Origin of the sequence: Campylobacter sp. LH-2024 (assembly GCF_048270605.1) — a bacterium.
Lineage (GTDB): Bacteria > Campylobacterota > Campylobacteria > Campylobacterales > Campylobacteraceae > Campylobacter_D > Campylobacter_D molothri.
This window is the reverse complement of sequence record NZ_CP168139.1, coordinates 715,926-742,447: the sequence shown is the minus strand read 5'-3', so window position 1 is coordinate 742,447 and position 26,522 is coordinate 715,926. Positions and strand designations below refer to the sequence as shown.

The 26,522-nt window shown below is 26.2% G+C and carries 25 protein-coding genes and 1 pseudogene; 8 read left to right on the top strand and 18 right to left on the bottom strand.

Annotated elements, in window-relative coordinates; translation table 11 throughout:
* Positions 1-6: 6 nt before the first annotated feature.
* Genes ACD570_RS03870 through ACD570_RS03840 form a run of 7 tightly spaced genes read right to left on the bottom strand, consistent with a single transcriptional unit; the run spans position 7 to position 8,762 of the window.
* On the bottom strand, positions 7-2,148 hold the full coding sequence (locus ACD570_RS03870) for an STT3 domain-containing protein (RefSeq protein WP_417904435.1): 2,142 nt from the start codon (positions 2,146-2,148) through the stop codon (positions 7-9).
* Between the two features lie 3 nt (positions 2,149-2,151).
* Entirely contained in the window at positions 2,152-3,249 is a 1,098-nt protein-coding gene (locus tag ACD570_RS03865) for a glycosyltransferase (protein ID WP_417904434.1), read from the bottom strand.
* Positions 3,237-4,166 (bottom strand): glycosyltransferase family 2 protein, encoded by a 930-nt coding sequence (locus ACD570_RS03860; protein WP_337207381.1) that lies wholly within the window; start codon positions 4,164-4,166, stop codon positions 3,237-3,239. The genes ACD570_RS03865 and ACD570_RS03860 overlap by 13 nt, the downstream gene beginning before the upstream one ends.
* The gene (locus ACD570_RS03855) at positions 4,159-5,235 is read right to left on the bottom strand and encodes a glycosyltransferase (protein WP_337207383.1); all 1,077 of its coding nucleotides are present in this window, start codon (positions 5,233-5,235) and stop codon (positions 4,159-4,161) included. The genes ACD570_RS03860 and ACD570_RS03855 overlap by 8 nt, the downstream gene beginning before the upstream one ends.
* Positions 5,236-6,930 (bottom strand): ABC transporter ATP-binding protein, encoded by a 1,695-nt coding sequence (locus ACD570_RS03850; RefSeq protein ID WP_200280320.1) that lies wholly within the window; start codon positions 6,928-6,930, stop codon positions 5,236-5,238.
* Entirely contained in the window at positions 6,924-7,910 is a 987-nt protein-coding gene (gene galE / locus ACD570_RS03845; protein WP_337207385.1) for a UDP-glucose 4-epimerase GalE, read from the bottom strand. The genes ACD570_RS03850 and galE overlap by 7 nt, the downstream gene beginning before the upstream one ends.
* A 60-nt stretch (positions 7,911-7,970) precedes the next feature.
* The gene (locus ACD570_RS03840) at positions 7,971-8,762 is read right to left on the bottom strand and encodes a 3'-5' exonuclease (protein WP_337207387.1); all 792 of its coding nucleotides are present in this window, start codon (positions 8,760-8,762) and stop codon (positions 7,971-7,973) included.
* A 66-nt stretch (positions 8,763-8,828) separates the two neighbouring features.
* Between ACD570_RS03840 and waaC the strand changes: the two genes are divergently transcribed.
* From waaC to ACD570_RS03825, 3 genes are read left to right on the top strand one after another with little or no spacing between them, the layout of a single operon-like run.
* Positions 8,829-9,857 carry a lipopolysaccharide heptosyltransferase I gene (gene waaC, locus ACD570_RS03835; RefSeq protein WP_337207389.1) on the top strand — a complete coding sequence of 343 codons (1,029 nt, stop codon included), beginning with the start codon at positions 8,829-8,831 and terminating at the stop codon, positions 9,855-9,857.
* The gene (locus ACD570_RS03830; protein ID WP_337207391.1) at positions 9,847-10,728 is read left to right on the top strand and encodes a lipid A biosynthesis lauroyl acyltransferase; all 882 of its coding nucleotides are present in this window, start codon (positions 9,847-9,849) and stop codon (positions 10,726-10,728) included. The genes waaC and ACD570_RS03830 overlap by 11 nt, the downstream gene beginning before the upstream one ends.
* On the top strand, positions 10,725-11,426 hold the full coding sequence (locus ACD570_RS03825) for a glycosyltransferase family 2 protein (RefSeq protein WP_200280305.1): 702 nt from the start codon (positions 10,725-10,727) through the stop codon (positions 11,424-11,426). Before ACD570_RS03830 ends, ACD570_RS03825 begins: the two co-directional genes overlap by 4 nt.
* On the opposite strand, the gene ACD570_RS03820 is transcribed toward ACD570_RS03825, so the two are convergent.
* From ACD570_RS03820 to ACD570_RS03795, 6 genes are read right to left on the bottom strand one after another with little or no spacing between them, the layout of a single operon-like run.
* Positions 11,419-12,489: a glycosyltransferase gene (locus ACD570_RS03820; RefSeq protein ID WP_417904433.1), complete on the bottom strand. Its 1,071-nt coding sequence runs from the start codon at positions 12,487-12,489 to the stop codon at positions 11,419-11,421. The two genes, ACD570_RS03825 and ACD570_RS03820, sit on opposite strands and share 8 nt — an antisense overlap.
* The gene (locus tag ACD570_RS03815) at positions 12,470-13,279 is read right to left on the bottom strand and encodes a glycosyltransferase family 25 protein (RefSeq protein WP_417904432.1); all 810 of its coding nucleotides are present in this window, start codon (positions 13,277-13,279) and stop codon (positions 12,470-12,472) included. The genes ACD570_RS03820 and ACD570_RS03815 overlap by 20 nt, the downstream gene beginning before the upstream one ends.
* The gene (locus ACD570_RS03810) at positions 13,246-14,181 is read right to left on the bottom strand and encodes a glycosyltransferase family 2 protein (protein ID WP_337207396.1); all 936 of its coding nucleotides are present in this window, start codon (positions 14,179-14,181) and stop codon (positions 13,246-13,248) included. The genes ACD570_RS03815 and ACD570_RS03810 overlap by 34 nt, the downstream gene beginning before the upstream one ends.
* Positions 14,174-15,382 carry a glycosyltransferase family A protein gene (locus ACD570_RS03805; RefSeq protein WP_337207398.1) on the bottom strand — a complete coding sequence of 403 codons (1,209 nt, stop codon included), beginning with the start codon at positions 15,380-15,382 and terminating at the stop codon, positions 14,174-14,176. The genes ACD570_RS03810 and ACD570_RS03805 overlap by 8 nt, the downstream gene beginning before the upstream one ends.
* A 17-nt stretch (positions 15,383-15,399) precedes the next feature.
* Positions 15,400-16,620, bottom strand: a complete 1,221-nt coding sequence (locus tag ACD570_RS03800; RefSeq protein WP_417904431.1) for a glycosyltransferase family 2 protein — start codon at positions 16,618-16,620, stop codon at positions 15,400-15,402.
* Between the two features lie 18 nt (positions 16,621-16,638).
* Positions 16,639-17,427 carry a glycosyltransferase gene (locus tag ACD570_RS03795; protein ID WP_417904430.1) on the bottom strand — a complete coding sequence of 263 codons (789 nt, stop codon included), beginning with the start codon at positions 17,425-17,427 and terminating at the stop codon, positions 16,639-16,641.
* Positions 17,428-17,462: 35 nt separating this feature from the next.
* Here ACD570_RS03795 and ACD570_RS03790 point away from each other — a divergent pair, with 35 nt between their 5' ends.
* From ACD570_RS03790 to ACD570_RS03775, 4 genes are read left to right on the top strand one after another with little or no spacing between them, the layout of a single operon-like run.
* The gene (locus tag ACD570_RS03790) at positions 17,463-18,404 is read left to right on the top strand and encodes an alpha-2,3-sialyltransferase (protein ID WP_417904437.1); all 942 of its coding nucleotides are present in this window, start codon (positions 17,463-17,465) and stop codon (positions 18,402-18,404) included.
* Entirely contained in the window at positions 18,395-19,426 is a 1,032-nt protein-coding gene (gene neuB, locus ACD570_RS03785; protein ID WP_337207298.1) for an N-acetylneuraminate synthase, read from the top strand. The genes ACD570_RS03790 and neuB overlap by 10 nt, the downstream gene beginning before the upstream one ends.
* Positions 19,423-20,538: a UDP-N-acetylglucosamine 2-epimerase gene (neuC, locus tag ACD570_RS03780; RefSeq protein ID WP_337207296.1), complete on the top strand. Its 1,116-nt coding sequence runs from the start codon at positions 19,423-19,425 to the stop codon at positions 20,536-20,538. Before neuB ends, neuC begins: the two co-directional genes overlap by 4 nt.
* A complete protein-coding gene (locus ACD570_RS03775) occupies positions 20,535-21,206 on the top strand; it encodes a cytidylyltransferase domain-containing protein (RefSeq protein ID WP_337198567.1) in 672 nt (223 codons plus the stop codon). Before neuC ends, ACD570_RS03775 begins: the two co-directional genes overlap by 4 nt.
* Here the strand turns inward: ACD570_RS03775 and ACD570_RS03770 are convergent.
* Positions 21,189-21,992 carry a glycosyltransferase family 2 protein gene (locus tag ACD570_RS03770; protein ID WP_417904429.1) on the bottom strand — a complete coding sequence of 268 codons (804 nt, stop codon included), beginning with the start codon at positions 21,990-21,992 and terminating at the stop codon, positions 21,189-21,191. The two genes, ACD570_RS03775 and ACD570_RS03770, sit on opposite strands and share 18 nt — an antisense overlap.
* Before the next feature lie 59 nt (positions 21,993-22,051).
* On the opposite strand from ACD570_RS03770, the gene waaF reads away from it, so the two are divergent.
* Positions 22,052-23,005, top strand: coding sequence for a lipopolysaccharide heptosyltransferase II (gene waaF / locus ACD570_RS03765; protein ID WP_337209565.1), 954 nt, complete (start codon positions 22,052-22,054; stop codon positions 23,003-23,005).
* On the opposite strand, the gene gmhA is transcribed toward waaF, so the two are convergent.
* From gmhA to ACD570_RS03745, 4 genes and pseudogenes are all read right to left on the bottom strand, one after another.
* A complete protein-coding gene (gene gmhA / locus ACD570_RS03760; protein WP_239819866.1) occupies positions 22,981-23,541 on the bottom strand; it encodes a D-sedoheptulose 7-phosphate isomerase in 561 nt (186 codons plus the stop codon). The genes waaF and gmhA overlap by 25 nt on opposite strands.
* Positions 23,534-24,922, bottom strand: a complete 1,389-nt coding sequence (gene rfaE1 / locus ACD570_RS03755; RefSeq protein ID WP_417904428.1) for a D-glycero-beta-D-manno-heptose-7-phosphate kinase — start codon at positions 24,920-24,922, stop codon at positions 23,534-23,536. Before rfaE1 ends, gmhA begins: the two co-directional genes overlap by 8 nt.
* Positions 24,915-25,865 carry an ADP-glyceromanno-heptose 6-epimerase gene (gene rfaD, locus ACD570_RS03750; protein WP_337199130.1) on the bottom strand — a complete coding sequence of 317 codons (951 nt, stop codon included), beginning with the start codon at positions 25,863-25,865 and terminating at the stop codon, positions 24,915-24,917. The genes rfaE1 and rfaD overlap by 8 nt, the downstream gene beginning before the upstream one ends.
* Positions 25,862-26,399 (bottom strand): annotated as a pseudogene (locus ACD570_RS03745) (D-glycero-alpha-D-manno-heptose-1,7-bisphosphate 7-phosphatase). The gene rfaD and the pseudogene ACD570_RS03745 overlap by 4 nt, the downstream one beginning before the upstream one ends.
* Between the last annotated feature and the right edge of the window lie 123 nt (positions 26,400-26,522).

The window sequence follows — 26,522 nt, the reverse complement described above, 5'->3', positions numbered from 1 at the left end:
TAAAACCTAAATTTTTAATTTAAAAATTTTAACATCTTGGGTATTAATCACTAAATCAAACAAGTTTTTATCATAATTTCCCAAAAAAAACATTTGTACAAAAGCACTATCAAACATAATCTTATCCATTAATATAAATTGTATATATGGAATAGAACTATTTTTTATATAAAAAAGATAATATTGCCCATTTTCATTGATCGGAATTTCCTTATAATTATTTTGCTGCAGCGAATTTATTTCTATAAAACTATGAATCTCCACTGAATCACTATTATTAAATTTTAAACTCCTAAAATCGTCGCTTAAAGAAACCCCATTGCTTAAAATAATTTCTCCATCATTCTTGCTTAAAGGATAAGCTGTACTAAAAATAAATGGTTGATTAAATTTTCCATTATCAAGATTAATCAAAGAAAAACTAGAAACAGTTTGAAAAATAGATGCCATTCTAAAAGGCATATATATATAAACATCCCTTGTTTTTGGAGTATCGATTTTAAAATCTGGCTTAGATAAAGAATACAAAAATAAATCAACATTGGTATTATTGTAATCTTTCATCATCGCTTGTAAAATATCTTTTCTTAAAAGACTATCACTAGAAGCGTAAAAACTTTTTTCTGTATATTCAACACTTAATCTTGCCATATTAGCTGCAGATCTCTGGTCTTTAGTTAAAATAAATGAAGGAAAAAAATTATCTTTTCCTAAATGCTTTCCACCATCTACTAAGGTTTTGACATCACTATAATAACGGATAGGATAACCATAATCCCACCAAGCAACGACATAATCCTCCCTGTTTGCAAGTTTTTTCAATTGATCTAATTGAGTTGCTTCATTTTTAGAAAAAACTGTTGGAGCCCTATAAAAATTGATATGAATAAATATTGGACTTAAACATAAAAAAACAAAAAGAGCAAGTAAGATATTTATTAAATTCTTTTTTTTCTTAAAATTATATTCTTTAAAATAATAAATCAAATAACCAAAACCAAAAGCTAAAATAGGAACAGCATAAATTGTAAAACGAAGTCCACTTTTTAAAGCTAAGAAACCTAAAAAAAGTATAGGCAAACTTAAAATCATACTTCTATGCGCAAAAATAAATATAATAAAACCGATCACAGAAAATACAAATACAAATTCACTACCACTAATTCTTTGCATAAAAACGCTAAAATCAATGCTTTCAACCTCTTGTATGGTTTGATTAACATTAAAATATACAAAACCATGTGTTAAATTAACACTTTCATCTGATCTAAAAATATAAAATTTAAGTTGATAAAGTATAGGATCTATTCCACCACTAATAATTAGAAAAATAAAAGTGAGAATTCCTAATACAATTAAAAATTTTATTTTAAAATATTCTCTTTTAAATGCATAAAAATAAAATAACAAAACAATAATAGAACTTTGATAATACCAAGCAATATTAGATAAAGTAATTAACATCAAAATAATACTTATATAAAAAATAGTTTCTTTTTTATGGAAAATTAAAGAATAAAATAAGAAAAATCCTATCAAACTAACGTTTAAAGTATAGCTTGAAGGATACCACCAAAGATAAATTCTAATAAAAAAAGGAAGGCATATCAAAGAAAATAAATCTCTTCTTAAAACCAACCTTATCATAAAAAATAAAATAAAAAGAGGTAAAACAACAACAAGCATATCTGTATCATAATATCCAGCCATTGTTCTGTTGTAATAACTATTAGCTATACATGCTAATAATGCGGCTATAAAACCCGCAAAAGAACATTTATACTCATTTGCAATTAAAATAATAGGTATAACAACCAATGAAGATAAAAAAACACTCAAATACAAAATAATTGTTTCAAGACTAAAAGGAGTAATTTTATAAATCCAATAAGTAAGCGCCGATAAAGAAGCGTCATAATAAGATAAATCATTAGGCTGATGAAATCCTGCTATCATATCCCTTGCTCCCTCTGCAAAGGCATAGCCATCATTTGAAGTTATCATTAATTGATGATTAAAAAAATACTCATTAAATTGACTCGCCCAAATCACCCAAAAAAATCTACAAGCTATACTGAAAAGATAAGCACCCAAAATCATTAAAAATAAAATCGTGTTAGGATTTTTGAAATATTCTTTTTTAAACATACTTTATCCTATTAAATATTCTAGAGCATTTCGCGCAATTTTAACTTTATCAAAATCAAGAGCTCTATTTTTAGCTTTATTTTTATAAGCTCGTCTTAAATTTTCATCCTCTAACATTGTCTTTAAGCCTTCAAACATAGAATTTTCATTATTTACCTCTACCAACAATCCAAATTCATTATTTCCAAAAAGCTCTTTAGCTCCACTTTTATGATCAGTACACACTACAGCACATCCACAAGCTAAACTTTCAATTAAAACATTTGAAAAGCCTTCAAATATGGAAGCAAATGCAAAAAACTCACATTTGCTCATATATTTATAAGGATTATTATCAAAGCCTAAAAGTAAAACTTTATTTTCTAAATCGAGCTCTTGTATCAGTTTTTCTAATTCATTTTTTAAAATTCCTTCACCTAAAATCACAAGTTTCAAATCTGTTTTCAATCTTGCATAAGCACGAATAAGCAAAGCATGATTTTTTCCAGCATCTAATCTTCCAACACTTAAAATAAATTTATCTTTTAAGGTAATTTCTTCTTCAGATTTTTTTTCTATATTTTCTAAATCTATAGCGTTATATAAAATTTTGCATTGATCTTTTCTGATATTAAAATTTTGGATCAAATCCCCTAAATTTCCTTTAGAATTTGGCAAAATTAAATCTGCCTTAGGATATAAACAAGAAATCAAAAATTTATTAGCCCAAGAATTAAAATTCTTTTTTTTATACATCACGCTTGGAGTAGTGCATTCATTAATAATAAGGCGAGTTTTGTTTCCAAAAATTCTTGCCATTAAAGCTATATAATTTGGACGATTTAAAAATACAAATTCAGTATTTATATTTAATTTTTTACACATTTTTTTATATTTTAAAGCTAAAAATGGAAGTTTGATGAATTTTAAAATTGCATTTTCATTGGGCTTAGAATGCTCTAGAAAATGTATATTGCATTTTGATATTTCATAAGAAATCTTTTCATTCATCAAAATCAAATGTACTTCAAATTTAAGATTTAACATAGGAAGTAAAGTTGCCACAACCCTTTCAGCTCCGCCACTTCCTAAAGAATAGATAAAAATTGCTAATTTTTGCATAAACATGTCCGTATTTTAGATAATTTTTTAATCATACTACTTGGAATTATACTTAAAATCAGTAATATTAAAGCGGGTGCATTTATCTTAATACTTAAACTTTTAAACAAACAGCGATAAAGCTCTTTAAAATTTCCTCCAAGTTTTGCATAGTATGCCGCCATTTTATAATAACTTGCACAAATACCTTTGTAATCTTTATCTCCTGTTTGCTCTAACTCATTTTCCAAAATTTTCGCAAGTTCCAAATAACCAAGATAAACTCTAATAGCATTTTTACTTGCAGCTAAAGTTACACTATCACTTCTGTTTAAACGATAAATTCGAAAAGCCTGATGAATATAAAAAGTTTTTTCCTTGTATAAATGCACCCAAAGTGTCGCTTCATTCCCGTAAAATTCCTCATTAAAACGCTGATTTTTCAACAAAGATTTTTTAAAAATAGAAAAAAACTCTCCATGAATTTTTCCCATCAAAAAATCTTTTTTACAAAGTTCTTGATCTTTATCTAAGCCTCTTCCACTAAATTCTTGAGTTAATTTCCCTTCTTTTTCTATAAAACAATTTCCAATAACATGAGAATACCCTTTGTCAATTTTCTGCATTAAAATTTCCAAAGCGTTAGGTAAAAGTTCATCATCATCATCTAAAAAACTTACAAAATCTCCACTAGCATGATCTAAACCATTGTTTTTATTTCCATTTGGTCCAGCTTTGTATTTATCATTTAAAAAATATTTTATACGTTTATCTTGTTTTTGCATTTCTTGGACTATATCTTTTGTTTCATCGCCAGAATGATCATCGCTAATAATAATTTCTAAGTTTTCGTAGTTTTGCATTTGAATGCTTTTAATAGCTTTTTTAAGCAATTTTGGACGTTTAAAAGTAGGAACTATAATCGAAATTTTAGGCATAAATAACCTCTTTAATCAATTTTAGCCATTGTTGTTTTATCTCGTTAATATCAAAATTGATACATCTTTTTTTAGCATTTTGCACTAAATTTAATCTAAAATCTTCATTTTGCAAAACTAATTCAATTTTTTTTGCCAACATTTCTTCATTATCACATTCTACTAAAATACCATCTTTACCATCCTCAATCAAATCCTTAGAACCATCATGATATAAAGTTGAAATTCGACACACATCAAAATACAAACTTTCTATAAGTACGGTTGGCAATCCTTCAACAAAGGAACAAAGACAAAGTATTTTAGCTTTTTTATAAAGTTCTTTAATATTTTCCACTTTACCTAAAAATTCTATATTTGCGTGCATCTTTTTGACTTTTTTTTCAAGTATTGATCTTAATTCTCCATCACCTGCTATCAAAAAACGATATTTTTTTTGCGTATTTTGATCTATTTTATCTATAGCTTTTAAAAACATCATAGGATTTTTATTTGCATCTAAGCGACCTACAAAAAGGATCAAATTTTCTTTTTCAAAAGAAGATTGAAGTGAAATTTCAGCACTAAAATGGCAAGGATTTAATAAAAGCTCAACTTTTTTGACAAATTTTTGATAATAAAATTTGTCACTACTTCCTAAAACACTCAAAGCATTGCAATAAGGGTAAGTTAAACGCCTTAAAAATCTCCATATTTTAGATTTTAGATAAGCTTGGTTACTATGCTCGCTAATAATAAGTGGTGTATTAAGTCCAATTGTGGCAATAATGCAAGCTATATTTGTAGTATCTAAAAAAGAAATAAACACATCGCTTGGAGTTTGCTTTAAAAATTTTCTTAATGTAAAAATTTTTTTAAAACGACTTATAATTTTATGATAAATTGTATCAAATCTAAAATCAGGTAAAGTTTTAAGATTGATATTATTTTCTAATGGATAAAAAGAATCTCCTTGATGAAATTTTATGATACTAACCTCATGTTCCTTGCAAAAGGCATTTGCTAAAGTTACTAAAACACGCTCCGCTCCACCTGAATTTAAAGTTGCTATAATAAAAGTAATTTTCACTTAATTTTCCTTAATCAACTCACCATGTTCTAAACGATAAATACTATCACAATTTGTTATAGTGGAAAGACGATGCGCGATGACAATCATCGTTTTATCTTTTGAAATTTTATAAATTTCATCCATAATCTTAGCTTCGCTTTTACTATCAAGTGCCGATGTTGCTTCATCAAGAACTAAAATTTCAGGTTCTAAGTACAAAGCTCTAGCGATAGCTATACGTTGCTTTTGCCCTCCACTTAAATTGCTTCCACCATCTCCAACTTTTGTCCAAATTCCTTCGGGAAGGTGTTTAATAAAATGCTCTAAATTTGCTTGCTTAATCACTCTAAAAAGCTTATCTTCATCAAGCTCATCTGCAAAACTAATATTTTTAGCAATGCTATCATTAAAAAGATAAATATTTTGAGGGATATAGCCTATTTTTTGTCGATATTTTTTTGCATTTTTAGAATTTAATTCTACCCCATCAACTAAAACTTTTCCCTCTTTTGGACTTAAAAGTCCTAAAATAATATCCACCAAAGTACTTTTGCCACAACCACTCTCTCCAATGAAAGCGATTTTTTCACCTTTTTTTATTTCTAAATTTAAACCGTTAAAAAGATTTTTTTTACCCTTATAGCCAAAACTTAAATTTTCAAGTCTAAGTTCTTTTTTAAAAGAAATTTCCTCATCGCCTAAATTTTCTTCCTCTTGCTTAAAGATTTGATAAATAATATCCAAGGAAGAGCGATAATAAATCAAATCATGATAACTCGTAATAATACGATTTGCACTCGGCATTAAACGATAAAGTGCTAAAACAAAAATAGAAATTGTAGCTAAAATACCAGAAATATCGCTTTCATTTTTTAAAACCAAAAAAATAACTATAAAAACAAGGATACAAAAACCCACACCCTCTAAATAAATTCTAGGAATAGCGCTCATGCTTTCATTGGTAATATTTGCCTTAGCAAAAGCTTCGCTTTGAGCTTTAAAAAGATTTAAAATTCCATCTTCCTTGGTTTTAAGTTTAATGAGTTTAAAATTGTTTAAATTAGTATTTAAAATTTCAAAAAAATTTTTCATCGCTTCTTCGCGTTTAAGTCCTGCTTTTTTAATAATAGGACTTAGAATTTTAATTAAAATAAGTGCATTAAAAATCATAAAAATACTTAGAAATAAGGTAATTTTATAATTAATCAAAAGCATTAAAGTATAAAGTAGTATTACAACAAAAATTTCACTCATCATCAACAAAAACGAAGAAATCATTGTGCTTAAATTATAAACTTCTCCTGTAATAGATTTTAAAATTTCAGATTGATTTTTTTGAGTAAAATTTTCATAATTAATATTTAAAAATTTTGCAAAAACTTTATAGGCTATATTATGATATCTTCCTTTAGAAAATTTGGCCAATAAATGAAAATAATAGCTATTTAAAAAAGCTCTTAAAACATAAAAAACAATCAATATAAAACCAAAATAAACAATGATTTTAAATGTTGGCAAAGCTAGATAATTTTTAATTTCTATCAAATAATGATTGCGATCAAAATATGAAAAATCACTTGCTAAAGTGATAAAAGGCATTACCAAAGAGATTGCAAAACTTTCTATAAAAGAAATTAAAACTGAAAAAAAAAGCAAAGAAAATAAAAATTTTTTATCCTCTTTACTTAAAATAAAAAATAGCCTTTTTAGCACTGTTTTTCCCAATCGTAAGCTGATTTACAGATTAAATCTAAATCATCAAATTTTGGCTGCCAAGAAGTTAAAGTTCTGATTTTTTGTGCATCAGAAATTAAAACACTTGGATCCCCTTCTCTACGTGGAGCAAGCTCTACTTTAAAATCTACTCCAGTCACCCTTTTCATAGACTCAATTACTTCTTTTACACTAAAACCATGGCCATAACCCACATTAAAAATATTGCTTTCGTTATTTTGCAAATATTCTAAAGCAGCTAAATGCGCACTTGAAATATCATCAACATGAATATAATCTCTTATACAAGTTCCATCTTTTGTATCATAATCATCGCCAAAAATAAACATTTTTTCGCGTTTCTTTGCTGCACATTCTGCTGCTACTTTTATAAGTAAAGTTGCTTTTGGATAGCGTTGTCCTATGTTAAAATCCATGCAAGCACCCGCAACATTAAAATATCTTAAAATACAGTACTTAAATTCAGGATGAGCTTTATTAGCATCCCTTAAAACCTCTTCACTCATTAATTTGCTTCTACCATAAGGATTAATAGGCGCTAAAGGACTATTTTCACTTACAACAGGAGTTTGAGGTTCCCCATAAGTTGCAGCCGTAGAAGAAAAGATAAATTTATTCACACCTGTTTCTATGCAAATTTTAATTAAATTGGTTGTATTTATTGTATTATTCATATAATATTTTAAAGGGTTTTGAGTGCTTTCAAAAACCTCTATACTTGCTGCAAAATGAACAATTGCATCAAATTTTTCCTTTTCAAATAAAGATTTTACTTTTTTAAAATCACTCAAATCCAATTCAAAAAATTTAAAATCTCTTATATTTTGTAAATCATTAATTGCAATTTTTGATCCCTTAGAAAGATTATCTAAAACACAAAGTTCATGTTCTGTTTTTAAAAACTGTCTTAAAGTGTGAGAGCCAATATATCCTGCACCACCACTGATAAGAATTTTCATTTTTTTCCTTTCTTAATTACTAAATAACTTGATTAAATTTTAATATATTTATTTTAACGATTAAAATTGTATCTTAGAAATTTCATTTTCGCACGCTTTGTAAAAGACTTCAACATAAGAGCGATCAGTTTTTTTTGTTTTTAAAAATTCACTCATATTATCTAAAAAGCAAACATAATCTTCATCATTGATATTTGCTTTAATCAATTCATATTTTAAAAAGAGCATATAAGTGTTTAAAACATCGCTTTCACAATACTCATGAATTTTTTCGAGTTTATCTTCATAATACAAACTCATCACCTCATCACCATGCACATCATATTTTCCTGGCAAATCAGCCATAGCACAAAGCACATCAAGCTTCATCCCTCTAAATCCTCCAAAACTTTCAAACAAATCACAATGTTTAAGTTCTGAAAAACGCGTTTTATAATTATTCCATTTATCGCTTTGGGTATCAAGATAATTTGCTGCTTTAATGTTATATTTTAAAGCCCTTAAAACCAATAAAGGCATATCAAAATTTTTTCCATTATAACTGACTAATTTTGGCTCATGCTTTTCAATAAAAGAAAAAAAATTACCAATCATTTCTTTTTCATTGTCGCCATCTATTTTATTGACTTTAATAAATTTACCAAAATTATCAGCAATTACCGCACAAATACTTACAATTTTATGATAAGGCAAGGGTAAAAATTCATTCCCACTTTGTTCTTTTTGCCATTCTAAAGCTTTTAAACTTACCTCTAAATCACTCCCTTTAAAAGCTAAAGTTTTACGGATTAAATCAACATCAGGAATACTCTCGCAATCAAAAATACAAATATAACCTTCATTTTTAATCATAATTTAACCTTCTTTTGTAAAATTATTTGTTAAAATCATAGCAAAAAAATCACAATATGGGTTTGAATGAAAATAGCAATCGTTCGTTTATCCGCTTTAGGCGATATTATACAAAGTGCTGTAGTGCTTCAATTTATTAAAAATTTTAAAAAAGATATAGAAATTCATTGGTTTGTAGATGAAAAATTTAAAGGCATACTCAAAAACCATCCACTAATTGATAAGCTTTATGCTTTACCCTTAAAAGATAAGCATTTTTTTAAAAGCTTAAAAATTTTACTTAAGGCTAGAAAAAATAATTATACCGCTGTTATTGATTTGCAAGGGCTTATAAAATCAGCTATAGTAAGTCGAATTTTAAGCCGCAATAATTTCGGCTTTGATCAAAATAGCCTAAAAGAAAGTTTTGCACATAATTTTTACAATCAAAAATTAAACATAGATTATAATGAAAATGTATTTGTAAGATATTTAAACCTTGCTTCTTTTACCCTTAATGAGGATTTTAATCCAAAAGATTTAGCTTTTAAAAAAGATGTTTTTTACGTGGATGAAAATTTAAAACAACTTTTATCTAAAAAATTAAAAATTGATCAAAATAAAAAAAATATACTCATACATGTTGGTTCAAGTGTAGAAAATAAAATTTACCCTAAAACAAAAGTTACCCTACTTTGCAAACTTATCATCCAAGAATTTCCTGAAGCTAAAATTTTCTTATCTTGGGGAAATGTTAAAGAATTTGAATTTGCTAAAGATGTTATCAATTTAAGTGCAATTGATGAAAAAAATATAGAACTTGCTCCAAAATTTAACCTAGAAGAACTTATGGCATTTACAAAAACAATGGATTTAATCATAGGTAATGATAGTGGCCCAACCCATCTTGCTTTTGCTTTAAATAGACCTTCTATCACGATATTTGGAGCGACTCCAAGCTATAGAAATGCCTATAAAACAAGTATTAATAAAATCATAGATGCGGGCAAAAAAATTACAAATTCTAAACATATTGATAAAAGTGATTTTTGCATCATGCGTATAGAAGAAGAGGATATTTTAAGACTAATCAAGGAAATTTTTGATGAAAAATAAAGATTGGCTTTATCTTTTTGCTTATTATATACTTAAAATTTTAGTAATAATTATGCCCGATTTTATTCTTAATTTTTTAGCTTTTATCGTTGCAAAAATCGTTTTTAAGTTCAATCATAAGCATAGAAAAATTATAGATATCAATCTTCAAATTTGCTTTCCTGAAAAAAATCAACTCCAAAGAGATCAACTCTCTTTTCAAATTTATCGCAATTTTGCTCATTTTGGATTAGATTGTATTAAAAATCAAAACACAAGCAAGGAAAAAATCTTAAATAAAATCGTTATTGATAATGAAAAAATATTAAATGAAGCTTTAAAAAGCCAAAGAGGTATTATATTTACAACTGCACATTATGGGAATTGGGAACTTCTAAGCCTTTTTTATGCTGCTAAATTTGGAGCAATTTCTATAGTTGGAAGAAAACTAGAAAGCCAAAAAATGGATTCTATTTTAGCCAAAAATCGTACTCAATTTGACATAGAACTTATCGAAAAACAAGGCGGTTTAAGAAAAATGCTAAATGCGATTAAAAATAATAGAGCCTTGGGCATACTCACTGATCAAGATTGCACAGATAATGAAAGTATAAAACTTTATTTTTTTGGTAAAAGAGTTAATTACCAAATGGGTGCTAGTGTTTTAGCACAAAGAACAAAAGCTTTGATTTTACCTGCTTTTGTATATCAAGGTAAGGATAAAAAATTTCATATCCGATTTTTTAAAACTATGGATCCTTTAGAAAAAAGTATTGAAGAACTTACGCTTTATCAAGCAAATTGTTGCGAAGAAATGATTAAATTTAAACCTGATGAATATTTCTTCTTTCATCGTCGCTTTTCAAGCTATAAAGAGGAGATCTATTTATGAATCTTTCAATTGTAATTTTAACATTCAATAGTCAAAGATACCTCCAAGAAGTACTAAAAAGTGTTCAATTTGCCAATGAAGTAATTATAGTAGATAGTGGGAGTACAGATGATAGTTTAAAAATTGCAAATACTTTTGACAATGTAAAAATTTTTCATCAAAATTGGCTTGGTTTTGCAAAACAAAAACAATTTGGTGTTGATAAAACAACTAACGAATGGGTGTTCATACTCGATAGCGATGAAATTTTTACAAAAAAATTAGAAAAAGAAGTTTTACAAACTATAAAAAATCCTATATTTAAAGCATACAAAGTAGCAAGATTAAATTTTTTCTTTGGAAAGGCTATAACAAGAATGGGCTTATATCCGGATTATAATATAAGATTATTTCATAAAAAATATGCAAAATTTAATGAAAGAGAAGTCCATGAAAGTATAATTTGCAAAGAAAAAATAGGATTTTTACAACACTATTTTTTACATTATGCATATGAAAGTATAGAGCAATTTATAAATAAACAAAATATTTATTCGAGTTTAAATCCCAAGAAAAATAATTTTATAAAAGCTATAATAAATCCTTACTGGACTTTTTTTAAACTTTATTTTATAAAGTTAGGTTTTTTAGAGGGAAAAAATGGATTTATAATTGCAAAATTATATGCTCAATATACTTTTTGGAAGTATATCAAATAAGCCTGATCATATTAAACAATTCATCCCACTTATTCATTACATTCTCTACCTGATAAATTTCAATTTTTTCTTTAGCCTTTTTAGTAATTTTTTGTCTTAAATTTTCATTTTGCATTAGAAGTAATATTTTTGAAGCCATATCATTAAAATCATCTATCCTGAACAAAAATCCATTATTTTTATCATCAATTAATTCATTTACGCCTATATAATCACTGCTAATCCTAGCACATTCATAAAAAATAGCTTCGATTAAAACTATAGGCAAACCTTCTTGTTTAGAACATAGACATAAAATTTTAGCTTTCTCATAGTAAAAACTTAAATCTTCTATATAGCCTATAAAATCGATACACAAATTTAAATTTTTAGTAAGCTCTATCAAATTCTTTTTTAAAGAACCCTCACCCGCTATGATAATCTTCCATTTATTTAAAATATCTTTTTGAATACAAGATAAAGCTTTAATAAAAACATCTACAGCCTTTTCTTCTTCTAATCTTCCTACATACAAAATAATATTTTCTTTATCATTTACATGAATTTGTTTTTCTATGCCTAAAGGATTTGGCATGATGATTTTGTTTTTTACAAAAGAATAGTACTTAAAATCTTCTTTGGTTAAAACACATAAACATGTAGCCAAAGGATATAACTTTCTTCTTAAGCGATTAGTTTTTTTAGATTTTTCCCCAAGATGAAAACCATGCTCACAAATAATATGCTTAATACCTATATTTTTATTTGCAAGCAAGGTAAATAAATTCGGCTTAGTCTTAAATGAAATTATAACATCAGGCTTATACTGTTTTAATTTTTTTTTAATTGCATTTTTATATATGATTTTATTAATAAATTTATTTAAAAAACGAATAGGGATTAAAGTTTTTGTGTTGATAAATTCGATATAAGCATTGCTACAAATATCATCATAAGCTAGGGGCGTCTTTTCAAAAAATAACAAAGAAAGCTCGTGATTTTTACTCCACTCTTTAATAAGCTGATAAATAACATAACTTACCCCTCCTTTATTAAAATAATCACTAACAATCAATATTTTCATAAGGTCTAACCTTTTTTAAACTAGGTAAAAAATATTTTACAAAAATATGAAATTTTTTAATATATTTACTTATTTTACTTCTTTTTTTAAGAAATTTTTTATCATCTTGAGTAGAACTTTCAAGAATAAAATTTTCATGTGTATAAACAAGCACAGGAAATAAAGCGTAAGTGTTTAAAACTTTTTCATTACAAGTAAGAGCGTCCATGGGTAAATAAATTTTTTCTAAATGAGAGAGCAATTTTAAAGCTCCATTTTTAGTTATAAAATAACCATAAGTACCGTTGCCTCTAGCGATCAAACGACGAATTTTATAATTTGCAATTTTTTTTGCAAATCTTCTTGAATATGGACTTTCTATCCTAAAGCCATCATCATTATAAACTTGTCTTTGATGACCTAGTAATAAAAGCTCTAGATCTTTAGGGAATTCATTGATATATTTTAAAAAATTAAGCAATCTTTCATCAAAATATGCATCATCTTCTAAAATAATAGCATGATTTATATCCTCTTGTAACATTTTTTCATAACATTTTTTATGAGATAAAGAGCAACCAAGCTCACCAAGTCCTAATTCTCTTTTATGAAACTGCAACATTTTATCATATGAAACTATATTTAAATACTCATTTTTGTCTATAGTTTTTCCATCGACTGCTTCAATAATTTCATAATCAAGTTTATATTTTTGACATAAATTTACAATATATTCTTTTCTTTTGATTGCTTTTTTAAGATTTATAATTAAAAATTTTATTTTATTCTCACTAATAATTGTTTTATGCATTTTTTTCTCTTTAATTTAGTTATTTTTTTCTGTATTTTTAATTTAATCTTATATAATAATCTTTTTTCTAGATGTTTATAAATTAATTCTAAAACATGAATTTTTAAACAGTAAAGAATGGACTGACAATAGTCGAAATAAAATTTATTATCAATCTGATTGATAAAAATAGTGATAAGACTTATACAATTATTTAAATCTTTAACATAAGAAATATTTTTTTGAATATTCATAGTATTCATACTGGAATTTAAATTAATTTTATTATAATTATATATTTTATGCGATATAGTGTAAATCTTATTAACATAATTAAGACAAATAATAAAAAATAAAGTATCTTCGGCCATATTAATCCTTAAAGATGTTAATTTTTCATTTTCTTTGAAAATTCTTAAATAAATCTCTTTTTTATAAATTTTAGACCATATATTCCAATTATAATCATCTAATTTACTAATTAAAAAAAATAAAAAATCTTCTTGATTAAACTTCGCATCAATAAAAAAATCAAATTTTTCAATATATGTTGATTTTATATTATTATAATTAAAGCATATCAAATCAACTTCATTATTATCCAAAACTTTTATACATTCCTCACAAGCATTTAACTCTAAATAATCATCTGGATCTAAAAACATAATATAATCTGAAATAGCAGCTTTCACACCTTCATATCTTGCTCTTAATAAACCTAGATTTTTTTCATTGTGGATTATTTTTATTCTTTCATCGTTGTTAGCATAGTCTTTAGCAATTTCTATACTTTTATCATTGCCACAATCATCTACTACTATAATTTCTATATCTTTAAAAGTCTGATTTATAGAACTTTGTAAAGCTCTTTCTATATACGGTTCTACATTATAAGTTGGAAGTATAATGGAAATTTTAGACATAATTATCCTTTTTGAAAAGTTTTTTTGGATGACGAAGATACATTCTTAATTTTCTATATTTTTGAAAAAATAATGGATTTTTCATGAAAATTTCCATTATTTTTAATTGCAAAAAAATATTATAAAATTTTTGTTCAAAATAAGTTTGATAATATTCTTTTATACTTTTTTGTATAAATTGATTTTTAAGTTCTAAATTAAATATAAAAATTTGCTTTGCAATTATCAAAAAACTATAAATTTTAAAATATCTTGTAAGTTCTTGATAATTATCAAAATATTTTCTTAATGGTTCTAAATTTTTAGGTAATTTTTTAGGGATGCTAGTTTCCTTGCAATTTATAATAGAATTATCTCTTATTCGATAAATCATTGAGGTTTCATCTATATAGTATATTTTTTTAGCTAAGCAAAATAAAATAGTTCCAAAATCATGATCTTCATGATAAATTCCATGAGTAAAACGAAGAATATAATCATTTAAGATAACAGTATTAAAAGCTCCCTGCCAAGCAAAATAAAAACTAAGAAAATTATTTTCTTGTAACAATTTTAAACCATTTTCATAAAAATCTTTTTTGCTTTTGCTCATCAAATTTGTATCAGGATTTTTTATAAATTTAAAATCATTTTCATGAAGTTCATCAAAATTATGCACACAAATATCTAAATCTTTTTCAATCATATTTTGAAGACATAATTTTATACAATCTTTTAAAAAATAATCATCAGAATCTAAAAAATGTATTATAGAATTAGGTAATTCTTGTATTATAAATTCATTAATATTCTCTAAATTGGTTTTGATATATCTTTTTTGAATTTGTTTAAAATTTACTTTTATATCTTCTTTTTTTATTATTTTTGTATTTTTTTTAAAAGTATGGGTTTTTTCAAAAGATATAATATCTTCTTCTTTATTATCTTCAAAAAAAGCTCTAAGTTTAGTTCCTTTTATAAATTCCAACCCTACATTTCTAGCCGAGCTTAATCCACCATTTTCTTTTGAAATAAGAAAAATTCTTTCATCTTTTTGAAGGTATTCTAAAGCTATTTCTAAACTTCTATCATTACTTCCATCATCAACTAAAATAATATCTAAATTTTCATATGTTTGATTTATCACACTATCTAAACATTCTTTTAAATAGGATTCTACATTATAAATTGGAATGATAATGCTTATTAAGGGCTTAATCATTTTTTATTCCTATAAATCTATCCTTTAATCTTGGGAATTTTAAATCTTATAAAAATAGTATATAAAAACAATAATAAAAACAATATATTATTATTCATCTTTATAAAAAATCTATTTTTATGATATTTACAAAACTCAAGCCAAAATAAATCAATTTTAAAAAAAAATATTTTCATAACAATTGGAATTTTATCGCATTTTAATATATCCGGATAGATACAATTATAAAAAGAAGGTATAAAAATTTTTTTAATTAAAAATAATTCTTTTTTATCTATATTTTTTTTATTATTTTCACAATATTGAATCAAAATCATTAACATCTTTAAAGGTGAATAAACACCTATGTGACGTTCTATATTTTTACATTTTCTAAATAAATCACTGAAGTATTTAGGATATTTTTGGATTTTGGCATTATTATAATTACAAATGGAATTATTTCTAATTCTGTAAAAATATAATTCTTGATTTATCATATATGTATAATTCATTTTTAAAAAAAGTATTATTCCAAATATTCGATCTTCTCCAACTATATTGTTTTCAAATTTTAAACAAAGTGCTTTTAAAAAATCAAAACTAATCATCCCAAAACATACAAATTGAAAAAAATCATCTTTATTTATTTGCTTTTCTATCCACTCATATTTTGAAATCACAGATTTATCGTTATAATATTGCTCAAAAATTGTTTTTGTAGATATATCAACATTGGTTTCAATTAAAACTTTCTCTTTGAACCAAACCACTTCAACCCCATCCATTCTAGGAACACATTCTTCTATACAGTTTAATTCCCAATAATCATCACTATCTAAAAAGATAATATAATCTATATTTGGAGTTTGAAAATTTAAAAGTTCATTTTCATTTTTAAAGAATTTAGAACTTTTATAGACTTTATATATTTCATTATTACCTTCTATGCTAAATTCTATTAAAGAATTTTCTTTGATATCACTAGTGATATTTTTAAGTTCATATTCTTTACTGAAATATTCTATACCTACATTTCTTGCTGTGCTTTGCCCTCCATTTTTCTTATCAAATAAAATAAATCTTTCATCTTTTAAAGTATATTCTTTAGCAATGTTTAATGAATTTTCATCAGTGCTACCATCATTGACTAAAACCACTTGTAAATTTTTATAAGTTTGATTAATAACACTATCTAAACACTCTCTTAAATAATCTTGTACATTATATATTGGTATAATTACACCGACTGTTTTCATTTAATCATCCATAACCAATTAAATAATTTTTTTTAATTTTAACCTAATGGTCAAATTTTTTATTTCATGCTTTTTAAGCAAACATGCATAAATTCCATTTTTGTAAAAACAATTTTTATTCATTTTATTACATCTCCACATTTCTGAAAAAAGATGGATAAACGGCTGATTTGTATCTAAAACAACATTTTTTTCAATAAAATCTTTAGCTTTTAACCAAGGAATTTGACAAGTTTTTTTATAATCCCAAGCATATTTTTTAAGTTGGTTTTTTTCAACCCATTCTGCTAAAAATGAAGGACCTATAACTCCCCATGGAATTTGCTTTTTATGATCTATAATTTTTTCAGCTTCATTTATAAGAATTTTTCCAAAATCACAATTTTTTGGAAATTTTAAAAAAGAAGTGGTAATTCTTGGATGATTTTCATCCTCATCAATTTCTTGAGAAAAAATATATTCTTGATCTAAATTGATATGGTACAAACAGATCATATCAAGATCCACCCATACCCCCCCCCTAGTATAGAGCATTTTATATCTAAAATAATCACTAAAAGCAGCTACTTTAGCTCCTCTATCGTCGTTAAAATACTCATCAAAGGGAATTATTTCATTTGCATCTTTAAGTTCAAAATCATTAAATATTTTATCTAATTGATTAAAAATTTTATCATCAAGATTATAAGTGTAAAGTATAAATTTATAATTATTATCTAAAAAAGATTTTATCGATAATAATTCCATCAAACCTATACCCTTATATCCTTTAGGAGTATACCAAAAACTACTTACTTCTTGCTTCATTAAACAAACCTTTAAGTTTTTTATTTTATAATTTTATCATAAAAAAAACAAAATTAAAGATAGTTTATAAAGGAGAATGTAAGGATGATACATGGGGGGGGGGTAATGCCGTAATTTGCGGCAATGGTCCTAGCTTAAAAGAAATAGATTACAAAAGACTTCCAAAAGAATATGATGTTTTTAGGTGCAATCAATTTTACTTTGAAAACAAATACTATCTTGGTAAAAATATCAAATATGCTTTTTTTAATTCCTTTGTATTTTTCGAACAATATTACACCGCTAAAAAACTGATAGAAAACAACGAATATAATATAGAAAATATTGTATGTTCAACATTTAATTTGCCTCTTATAGATGATAAAAAATTTATAAAATTGTTTCCAAATTATTTTTGCGATTGTATATTAGGGCATGAGTTATTATATAACATAAAAGATTTTTTAGCTTTTATGTTATATAACGAAATTTATGAAAGCAAAAGAATGACTTCTGGAATTTACATGTGCGCAATAGCTATTTCCTTAGGGTATAAAAATATTTATTTAAGTGGGATTGATTTTTATGAAGATAATTCTTATGCTTTTGAACATAAAAAAAATAATTTGTTAAAATTATTACCTAAATTTAAAAATCAAAATTCAGTATCTGAATTTCATTCTAAAGAATTTGATTTACAAACTTTAGCTTTTTTAAAAGAAAAATACGGAGCTCATTTTTACTCATTAAATGAAAATAGCACCTTGGCAAAATACATAGATTTAGCACCTATAAACGGCAATCATTTTTCAATAGAGAATAAGCCAAATAATTATATAAGCGATATTCTATGTCCTGATTCTATACATAGAGAAACAATATATTCAAAAAAACCTAAACCTAAGCTAAAACAAAATATTTATTATAAATTATTTAAAGATTTTTTTAGACTTCCAAGTGATATAAAACACTATATGCAAGGAAAAATATGCAAATAAAGATCAATAGCCTAACCATATCTCAAAATTCTCCTTTAATCATTCCTGAAATAGGTATCAATCATAATGGAAGTTTAGAGCTTGCAAAACTTATGGTCGATGCAGCCAAAAGAGCAGGTGCCAAGATTATTAAGCATCAAACGCATATCGTTGAAGATGAGATGAGTGAAGCTGCAAAAAAAGTTATCCCAGGAAATGCAAAAATCAGCATTTATGAAATTATGAAAAAATGTGCTCTTGATTATAAAGATGAATTAGCTTTAAAAGAATATACAGAAAGCTTAAATTTAACTTATCTTAGCACTCCTTTTTCTCGTGCAGCTGCTAATCGCTTAGAAGATATGGGAGTACTTGCCTATAAAATAGGTTCTGGAGAATGTAATAATTATCCCTTGATCAAACACATAGCACAATTTAAAAAACCAATGATCATAAGCACAGGAATGAATAGCATAGAAAGCATAAAACCTACAGTAAAAATTTTGAGAGATTTTGAAATTCCTTTTGTTTTACTTCATACAACCAATTTATATCCAACTCCTATGCATTTAGTAAGATTGCAAGCCATGCTTGAACTTTACAAAGAATTTAATTGTCTTTATGGATTGAGCGATCACACAACGAGTAATCTTGCTTGTTTAGGTGCTGTTGCCTTAGGAGCTAGTGTTTTAGAAAGACATTTTACAGATAAAATGGATAGAGAAGGTCCTGATATAGTATGCTCAATGGATGAGAAAGCTTTAAAAGAACTTATTGTTCAAAGTGAGCAAATGACTCTTTTAAGAGGGGATAACAATAAAAATGCTTTAAAAGAAGAGCAAGTAACTATCAACTTTGCTTTTGCAAGTATAGTAAGCATAAAAGAAATCAAAAAAGGACAAATACTTAGCAAAGAAAATATCTGGGTTAAACGTCCTGGTATTGGTGGAATTGCTGCAGCTGAGTTTGAAAATATTTTAGGTAGAAAAACAAAAAAAGATATTAAAATCGATACGCAACTTACTTGGGATGATTTTGAATGAAAAAAATAGTCTTTGTAAGTGGCACAAGAGCTGATTTTTCTAAGATAAAATCTTTAATGCTTAAAATAGAAAATTCTAATGAATTTGAATTATTTATATTTGCTACTGGTATGCATATGAGCAAAAAATTTGGATTGACTGTTAAAGAAATAGAAAAATGTGGTTTTAAAAATATCCATAAATTTATAAATCATGACAAATATTATCAAATGGATCAAGCCCTATCAGCTACTATTGACGGTTTTTCAAAATTTATACATGAAATTGAACCTGATTTAATCATTGTTCATGGTGATAGAATCGAACCCTTAGCGGCTGCTATAGTTGGAAGTTTAAATAATATTTTAGTGGCACATATAGAAGGTGGGGAATTATCAGGAACTATAGATGAAAGTCTAAGACATGCTATAAGCAAACTTGCACATATACATTTAGTCAATGATGAAACTGCAAAAAAAAGACTCGTGCAAATGGGAGAAGATAAAAATTCTATTTTTATCATAGGTTCTCCAGATTTGGAATTACTTAACGCTAATTATATTGGTATAAAAGAAGTAAAAAAATATTACAATATTAACTATGAAAAATACGCTATAGTTATTTTTCACCCTGTTACAACAGAATTTAACTCTATGAAAGAACAAAGTGAAGAATTTGTAAATGCTTTGATAAAAAGTAAAAAAAATTATATCGTTATTTATCCAAATAATGATTTAGGCTTTGAATCTATTATGCAATCTTATGAAAAATTAAAAAATTTAAAACGCTTTAAAATTTTTCCCTCATTAAGATTTGAATATTTTATTATTTTATTAAAACATGCTGATTTTATCATCGGAAATTCAAGTTGCATTTTAAAAGAAGCTTTATATCTTGGTATCAATGGAATTTTAGTTGGATCAAGACAAGATGCAAGAACAAACATAAAGGATGTTTTAAAAACACAAGCTAATGAAAAAGAAATTTTAAAACTCATTAAAAAACCTTTCAACCCTAAAAATAAAAAACATGAGATCAAAGCTTTAAAAAGCTCGGAAGAATTTTTTAAGCTTTTAAAAGATGAAAAACTCTTTAAAGTTAGCAAACAAAAGAAATTTATGGATATAATATGAATTTAGCTATTATCCCAGCTCGATCTGGATCAAAAGGAATAAAAAATAAAAATTTAGCACTTTTAAACAATAAACCCTTGCTTTATTACACCGTATATGCCGCTAAAAATTCCCATTTCATCGACAAAATTGTTTTAAATAGCGATGGAGATGAAATTTTAGAATATGGAAAAACTCAAGATATTGATACCCTAAAAAGACCGATTGAATTGGCACAAGATGATACAACTAGTGATAAAGTTATTTTACATACCCTAAAATTTTATAAATATTATGAAAATATTATTTTTTTACAACCTACCTCTCCTTTTAGAACCTATAAACACATTGATGAAGCCTTTTTAAAATTTCAAGAAGAACAATCAAATGCACTGATTAGCGTTACAGAATATGATAATAAAATTTTAAAAGCTTTTATAGTGAGCAAAAAAGGGTATTTACAAGGTATATGCAATAACTCTTATCCTTTTATGCCTAGACAAAAATTACCAAAAACTTACATGAGTAATGGTGCAATTTATATTATAAAAACTGATTTATTTTTAAAAAATCCGACTTTTTTTCAAGAAAAAACAACTTATTATATTATGGATGAAAAATCAAGTCTAGATATAGATAATGCCAAAGATTTGGAAAAAGCAAATACTATTTTACAATCTTCCCTCTAAACTTTTAATTTCTTTTTCTAAAATCAAAAAAAACTTTTTATTAAATTCCCAAAAATCATTTTTAATCGATTTCAAGATCTCTAAGCTTCTTTTTTTATCTTGATAATTTTGCCATAAAATTTCTTTATTTTTGTTTTCATACCTACCATTCTCATTAAATTCATAATGATAAAGGCATTCTTTAAAAATAGCTATTTTTTTACAAAACATAAAATAAATATAACAAAAAAGTACATCCTCACTATAACAAAGTTTTTCAAAAATATCAATTTTTTCAAAAATTTTAAGAATTAGATCTTTTTTAAAAACCTTTGCCCAAACCGACCAGCAAAAATGTCTTTGCTTGATTAAAAATTCTAAAAATTGTTCTTGAGTAAAAATTTCATCTTTTTTAAAACGATAAAATTGCTTAGTTTTTACTCTATGAACAAAAGCATCAAAACAAAGCAAATCCAACTCAGGTTTCATGCTACAAATAGCTATTTCACAAGCTCTTAAAGGCAAAAAATCATCCGCATCTAAAAACATCACAAAATCAGCACTTGATCTTAAAACTCCCAAATTTCTACTTGCAAAGGTGCCTAAATTCTTATCATTTTTAAAAATTTTTATTCTTTGGTCTTTTTTAGCAAATTCCAAGGCTACATTTAAGCTTTCATCTTCGCTTTTATCATCAATAATTATAATTTCTATATCTTTAAAAGTCTGATTTGTGCAACTTTGTAAGGTTCTTGAAAGCAAATTTTGAACATTATACACAGGGATAATAAGACTGATTTTTGGCATAATTTTCCTAATTTTTTGTTAAAATTATAAAAAATTTTATCTAAAATTTTAAGGTTTTCATGAAAATTTTTATCCATCTTCCCACTTGGCTAGGCGATGCTGTAATGGCTTCAGCGGCTTTATATGGTATAAAAAAATATTTTAAAGATGCTGAGTTTATCCTTTATGGTTCTTTTGCTTCTACTCAGCTTTTTAAAAATTTTTCTCATTTTAAAACTATCATAGAAGATAGAAAAAAACGTTATAAACAAGCTTTGAAATTGCGTAAAGAATTTAAAATAGACCTTGCGATCTCTTTTAGATCATCTTTGTCTTCTAAAATCATTTTAAATATATTAAGAGCAAAAAAAAGATATTTTTTCAATAAACGCAAATTTAAAGAAGAGCATCAAGTTTTAAAATATCTTTATTTCATTGAAAATGCTTTAAATTTTAAAATTCATTCCAAAGAATTACTACTTCCGATTAAAAGAAGATTTACACATCCTCTAACACTCAAAAATGGTAAAAAAATTCTAGGGATCAATCCAGGGGCTACCTTTGGAAGTGCTAAGCGTTGGGATGCGAGTTATTTTGCCGAAGTGGCAAAAGAATTTTCAAAAAGCCATGAAATTTTAATTTTTGGTGCTGGACATGGGGAACAAATTCTTTGCGATGAAATTGAAAAGCTTTTAAAAAATTCAAACATTAAGGCTAAAAATCTTTGCAATAAAACAAGCATTCAAACTTTATGTCAAAATATAGCCCTTTGCGATCTTTTTATAACAAATGATAGTGGACCTATGCATATAGCAGCCGCTTATAAGATAAAAACCATAGCAATCTTTGGTCCTACTAAATTTACTCAAACTTCACCTTGGAAAAATCCTAATGCAAAATTAGTACATTTAAATCTAGACTGTATGCCTTGTATGCAAAAAATTTGCCCTTTAAAACATCATAAATGCATGAAAGATTTAAAACCTGAACTAGTTTTAAAAAACTTTCATCAAAAATTCTCATCGACTATTTGACAAAGTGCATGAATGATTAAAATATGCATTTCTTGAATTCTTGCTGTATCATTGCTTGGTACAACAAGATTGTAATCACAAATTTCATTCATCTTACCCCCACTTTTTCCACTTAATCCTATACAAAGCATTTTAAATTCTTTTGCTTTTTTAAATGCCTCTAAAACATTAGGGCTGTTGCCGCTTGTTGATATTCCTACCAAGATATCTTTTTCTCTTGCTAAAGCCTCAAGCTGTCTTGAAAATATAAACTCAAATCCGTAATCATTTCCTATCGCACTTAAAGCTGAAGTATCAGTGGTTAAAGCTATACCCGCTAAAGCTTTACGTTCTTTTTTATAGCGACCGCTAAGTTCAGCAGCAAAATGCTGAGAATCTGCAGCACTTCCACCATTGCCACAAATAAGTATTTTGCCATTTTCTTTTAAGCATTGGCATATTAGCTCACCTACTTTTGCGATCTGACCTTTAAGAATTTCACTAGCTTTTAATACTTCTTGATGCTCTTGCCATTCTTTTTCTATAAGATTAATCATTTTGCTTCCTAATTTTTTCTATAATTTTACTTGTACTAAAACCCTCTTCAAATTTGATCAACTCAACTCTTGAAACAAGATCAGCCCCTACAACTTCCTTACCTTCATAATCAGCACCCTTAGCTAAAATATCGGGCTTTAAAGCTGTGATCAATTTTAAGGGCGTATCCTCATCAAAGATCACAACAAAATCTACAAAATAAAAAGCTGCTAACATACAAGCTCTTTGAAATTCAGAATTTATAGGTCTTTCATTTCCTTTTAAGCGACGCACACTCTCATCAGAATTTAATCCCACTATTAACACATCGCCTAATTTTTTTGCTTTTTGAAGATATTGTATATGACCAAAATGCACTATATCAAAACAACCATTAGTAAAAACAACTTTTTTATTTTTATCGCTTAAAATTTTCATAAGTTCATTTTGACTAACAATCTTTTTTTCAAAATCACTTCTTTTAAGGCTTTTTATCTCATCAAAACTCACGCTCACACTACCTACTTTGCTTACAACAACTGCTGCTGCTTCATTGGCAATTTCACAAGCTTTAAAAATATCTACTTTATTTGCCAAGCAAAAAGCTAAAACCGCGATCACACTATCCCCTGCTCCGGTAACATCATACACTTCCAAAGCCTTAGCTGGTGCAATGTGTAATTTTTGATCATAAACAGCAATTCCTGCCTCTGAAAGAGTGATCATAGAATACTTTAAATTAAAATCATCTTTTAATTTTTTAATGCCTTTTTCTAAATTTTCTCCGTCCAAATTTTCAAATTTCAATGCTTCTAAAGCCTCTTTTTTATTTGGAGTAAGTAAAGTTGCACCACTATATTTACTAAAATCACTTCCTTTTGGATCAATCAAAATAGGAATATTAAATTCATTAGCCTTTTGTATCAATGCTTTACATACCTTAGGAGTTAAAACTCCTTTAGCATAATCACTTAAAACTACCGCTTGAAAGTCTTTAATATATTTGTAAAATAAAGTGATAAGCTCTTCTTCTAAAATTATATCACTTGTATCTTCCTCATCAAGTCTTAATACTTGCTGATTATGTGCCATGATACGATTTTTAAATGGAGTTTTACGTCCATTTTGTATCAAAAACTCACCCTTTAAATTTGCTTTTAAAAACTCACTATTTTTATCACCTCCTATTACTCCCAATGCAAAAACATCCGCTCCTAAGCTTTTTAAATTTGCATAAACATTTGCAGCTCCTCCAAGTCTTTGATCTTGTCTTGAAGTTTTTGCTACTAAAACAGGAGCTTCAGGGCTAATACGCGAACAATCACACCAAGTATAATTATCCACCATAAAATCACCTATAATAAGAATTTTTGGCTTTTGCTGACTTAGAAATTCAAGCATTAACTTCCTTTTCAAAAAGACGTTTAATTTCATCTAAATAATCTTTAATTCCCATTTCAAGACTAAATTTTGGCTGATAAGCCCAATCTTTAGAAAGCTCAGCTTGAGTATGAAATTGATAGGCTTTAATATAAGGATTTGGGATATACTCACAAGGTAAATTTGTACCTAGCTCTTTTTGTAAAATATCAACTATATCTTGAAAAGTCCTTGCTACGCCACTACCTACGTTATAAACTCCGCATTTAGAATCAAGCGCAACTAAATTTGCATCAATAGCATCTTTAATATACACAAAGTCTCTATAAATTTGATCACTCTTTTCAAATAAACGAGGATTTTTTCCTGCTAAAATTTGATGAGCAAATTGCACTACCATTGATGCGGTTTTGTTTTTATAAAATTCACCTTTTCCATACACATTAAAATATCTAAGTCCAACAATATGGGCTTTATCATAGTATTTTCTTGCAATTTTATCCATCATAAGTTTTGAAAATGCATAGGGATTTTTAGGATCTTCAACCCCAACTTTTTGCGGGCTTGGTTGATTGCCATAAACTGAAGCTGAACTTGCATAAATTAATTTTGCATTAATATCTATGCTTAATTCTATAAAATCTTTAAAAGTATTTAAATTTGTTGTTAAAATCTTATTTTGATTATAAACTGTTGTATCTGAAATAGCTGCTTTATGAAAAATCACATCAGGTTTAAATTTTCTTATCTTTTGTAAAGTTTTTTCATCTTTGATATCTCCAACATAAAGCTCACCTTCAAAATCAAGCAAATTTTTAAAATGCCCAAAACACTCTAAATTACCATTATCTAAAAGTTCATTACTTGACATTTTATCAATGATTAAAATTTCATGATCTTTTTGCAATTTTAAAGCAAGTCCAGATCCTATAAAACCTGCTCCACCTGTAATTGCTATTTTCATTTATTTTTTCCTTTCTCAAAAAAGTTTAAAACTTCTTTTAAATTTTTAAATTGTTTGAAATAACTTTCTTCTTTTTTTTCTTGATTAATTAAAATCAAAGTATTAATATTTGCATTTAAACCCGCTTGCATATCGCTTAAATTATCTCCTATAAATATAGAGTTTTCCATATCAATATCAAATTCTTTTTTAGCCTTTAAAAGCATACCAGGTTTAGGTTTTCTACAATCACAATTTTGCAAATGAGGGCAATGATAAATTTTAGAAAAATGAATTTTTTCTTTTTCAAATTCTTTCAAAAAAAAATCACAAAGTCTAAAAAAATCTTCTTCGCTGTAATACCCTCTTGCAATACCTGATTGATTGGTAACAATAAAAAGCAAATAATCCTTTTTTAAAAAATAACGACACAAATCAAAAATGCCTTCACAAAATTCAAAATCTTCGATTTTATAGACATATTTTTTGTCAATATTTATTACACCATCTCTATCTAAAAACAATGCTTTTTTCATAAAAAATATTATAATATATTTTGAAAAAATATCAGCTTTTAAAATAAAAATTTATTTCAAAAAATAAAAACAAATATTGAATATATTTAATTTTAAAATTTATTAAGGAGATTATAAAAATATAAGATATATAATAGTTTTG

Bases quoted from the DNA above. Each gene is read 5' to 3' on its own strand.
- ACD570_RS03870 (WP_417904435.1), bottom strand. From the start codon at position 2,148: ATGTTTAAAAAAGAATATTTCAAAAATCCTAACACGATTTTATTTTTA.
- ACD570_RS03865 (WP_417904434.1), bottom strand. From the start codon at position 3,249: ATGCAAAAATTAGCAATTTTTATCTATTCTTTAGGAAGTGGCGGAGCT.
- ACD570_RS03860 (WP_337207381.1), bottom strand. From the start codon at position 4,166: ATGCCTAAAATTTCGATTATAGTTCCTACTTTTAAACGTCCAAAATTG.
- galE (WP_337207385.1), bottom strand. From the start codon at position 7,910: ATGAAAATTCTTATCAGTGGTGGTGCAGGATATATTGGCTCTCACACT.
- ACD570_RS03840 (WP_337207387.1), bottom strand. From the start codon at position 8,762: ATGATTAAAAATGAAGGTTATATTTGTATTTTTGATTGCGAGAGTATT.
- waaC (WP_337207389.1), top strand. From the start codon at position 8,829: ATGAAAATAGCAATCGTTCGTTTATCCGCTTTAGGCGATATTATACAA.
- ACD570_RS03830 (WP_337207391.1), top strand. From the start codon at position 9,847: ATGAAAAATAAAGATTGGCTTTATCTTTTTGCTTATTATATACTTAAA.
- ACD570_RS03825 (WP_200280305.1), top strand. From the start codon at position 10,725: ATGAATCTTTCAATTGTAATTTTAACATTCAATAGTCAAAGATACCTC.
- ACD570_RS03820 (WP_417904433.1), bottom strand. From the start codon at position 12,489: ATGAAAATATTGATTGTTAGTGATTATTTTAATAAAGGAGGGGTAAGT.
- ACD570_RS03815 (WP_417904432.1), bottom strand. From the start codon at position 13,279: ATGCATAAAACAATTATTAGTGAGAATAAAATAAAATTTTTAATTATA.
- ACD570_RS03810 (WP_337207396.1), bottom strand. From the start codon at position 14,181: ATGTCTAAAATTTCCATTATACTTCCAACTTATAATGTAGAACCGTAT.
- ACD570_RS03805 (WP_337207398.1), bottom strand. From the start codon at position 15,382: ATGATTAAGCCCTTAATAAGCATTATCATTCCAATTTATAATGTAGAA.
- ACD570_RS03800 (WP_417904431.1), bottom strand. From the start codon at position 16,620: ATGAAAACAGTCGGTGTAATTATACCAATATATAATGTACAAGATTAT.
- ACD570_RS03795 (WP_417904430.1), bottom strand. From the start codon at position 17,427: ATGAAGCAAGAAGTAAGTAGTTTTTGGTATACTCCTAAAGGATATAAG.
- neuB (WP_337207298.1), top strand. From the start codon at position 18,395: ATGCAAATAAAGATCAATAGCCTAACCATATCTCAAAATTCTCCTTTA.
- neuC (WP_337207296.1), top strand. From the start codon at position 19,423: ATGAAAAAAATAGTCTTTGTAAGTGGCACAAGAGCTGATTTTTCTAAG.
- ACD570_RS03775 (WP_337198567.1), top strand. From the start codon at position 20,535: ATGAATTTAGCTATTATCCCAGCTCGATCTGGATCAAAAGGAATAAAA.
- ACD570_RS03770 (WP_417904429.1), bottom strand. From the start codon at position 21,992: ATGCCAAAAATCAGTCTTATTATCCCTGTGTATAATGTTCAAAATTTG.
- waaF (WP_337209565.1), top strand. From the start codon at position 22,052: ATGAAAATTTTTATCCATCTTCCCACTTGGCTAGGCGATGCTGTAATG.
- gmhA (WP_239819866.1), bottom strand. From the start codon at position 23,541: ATGATTAATCTTATAGAAAAAGAATGGCAAGAGCATCAAGAAGTATTA.
- rfaE1 (WP_417904428.1), bottom strand. From the start codon at position 24,922: ATGCTTGAATTTCTAAGTCAGCAAAAGCCAAAAATTCTTATTATAGGT.
- rfaD (WP_337199130.1), bottom strand. From the start codon at position 25,865: ATGAAAATAGCAATTACAGGTGGAGCAGGTTTTATAGGATCTGGACTT.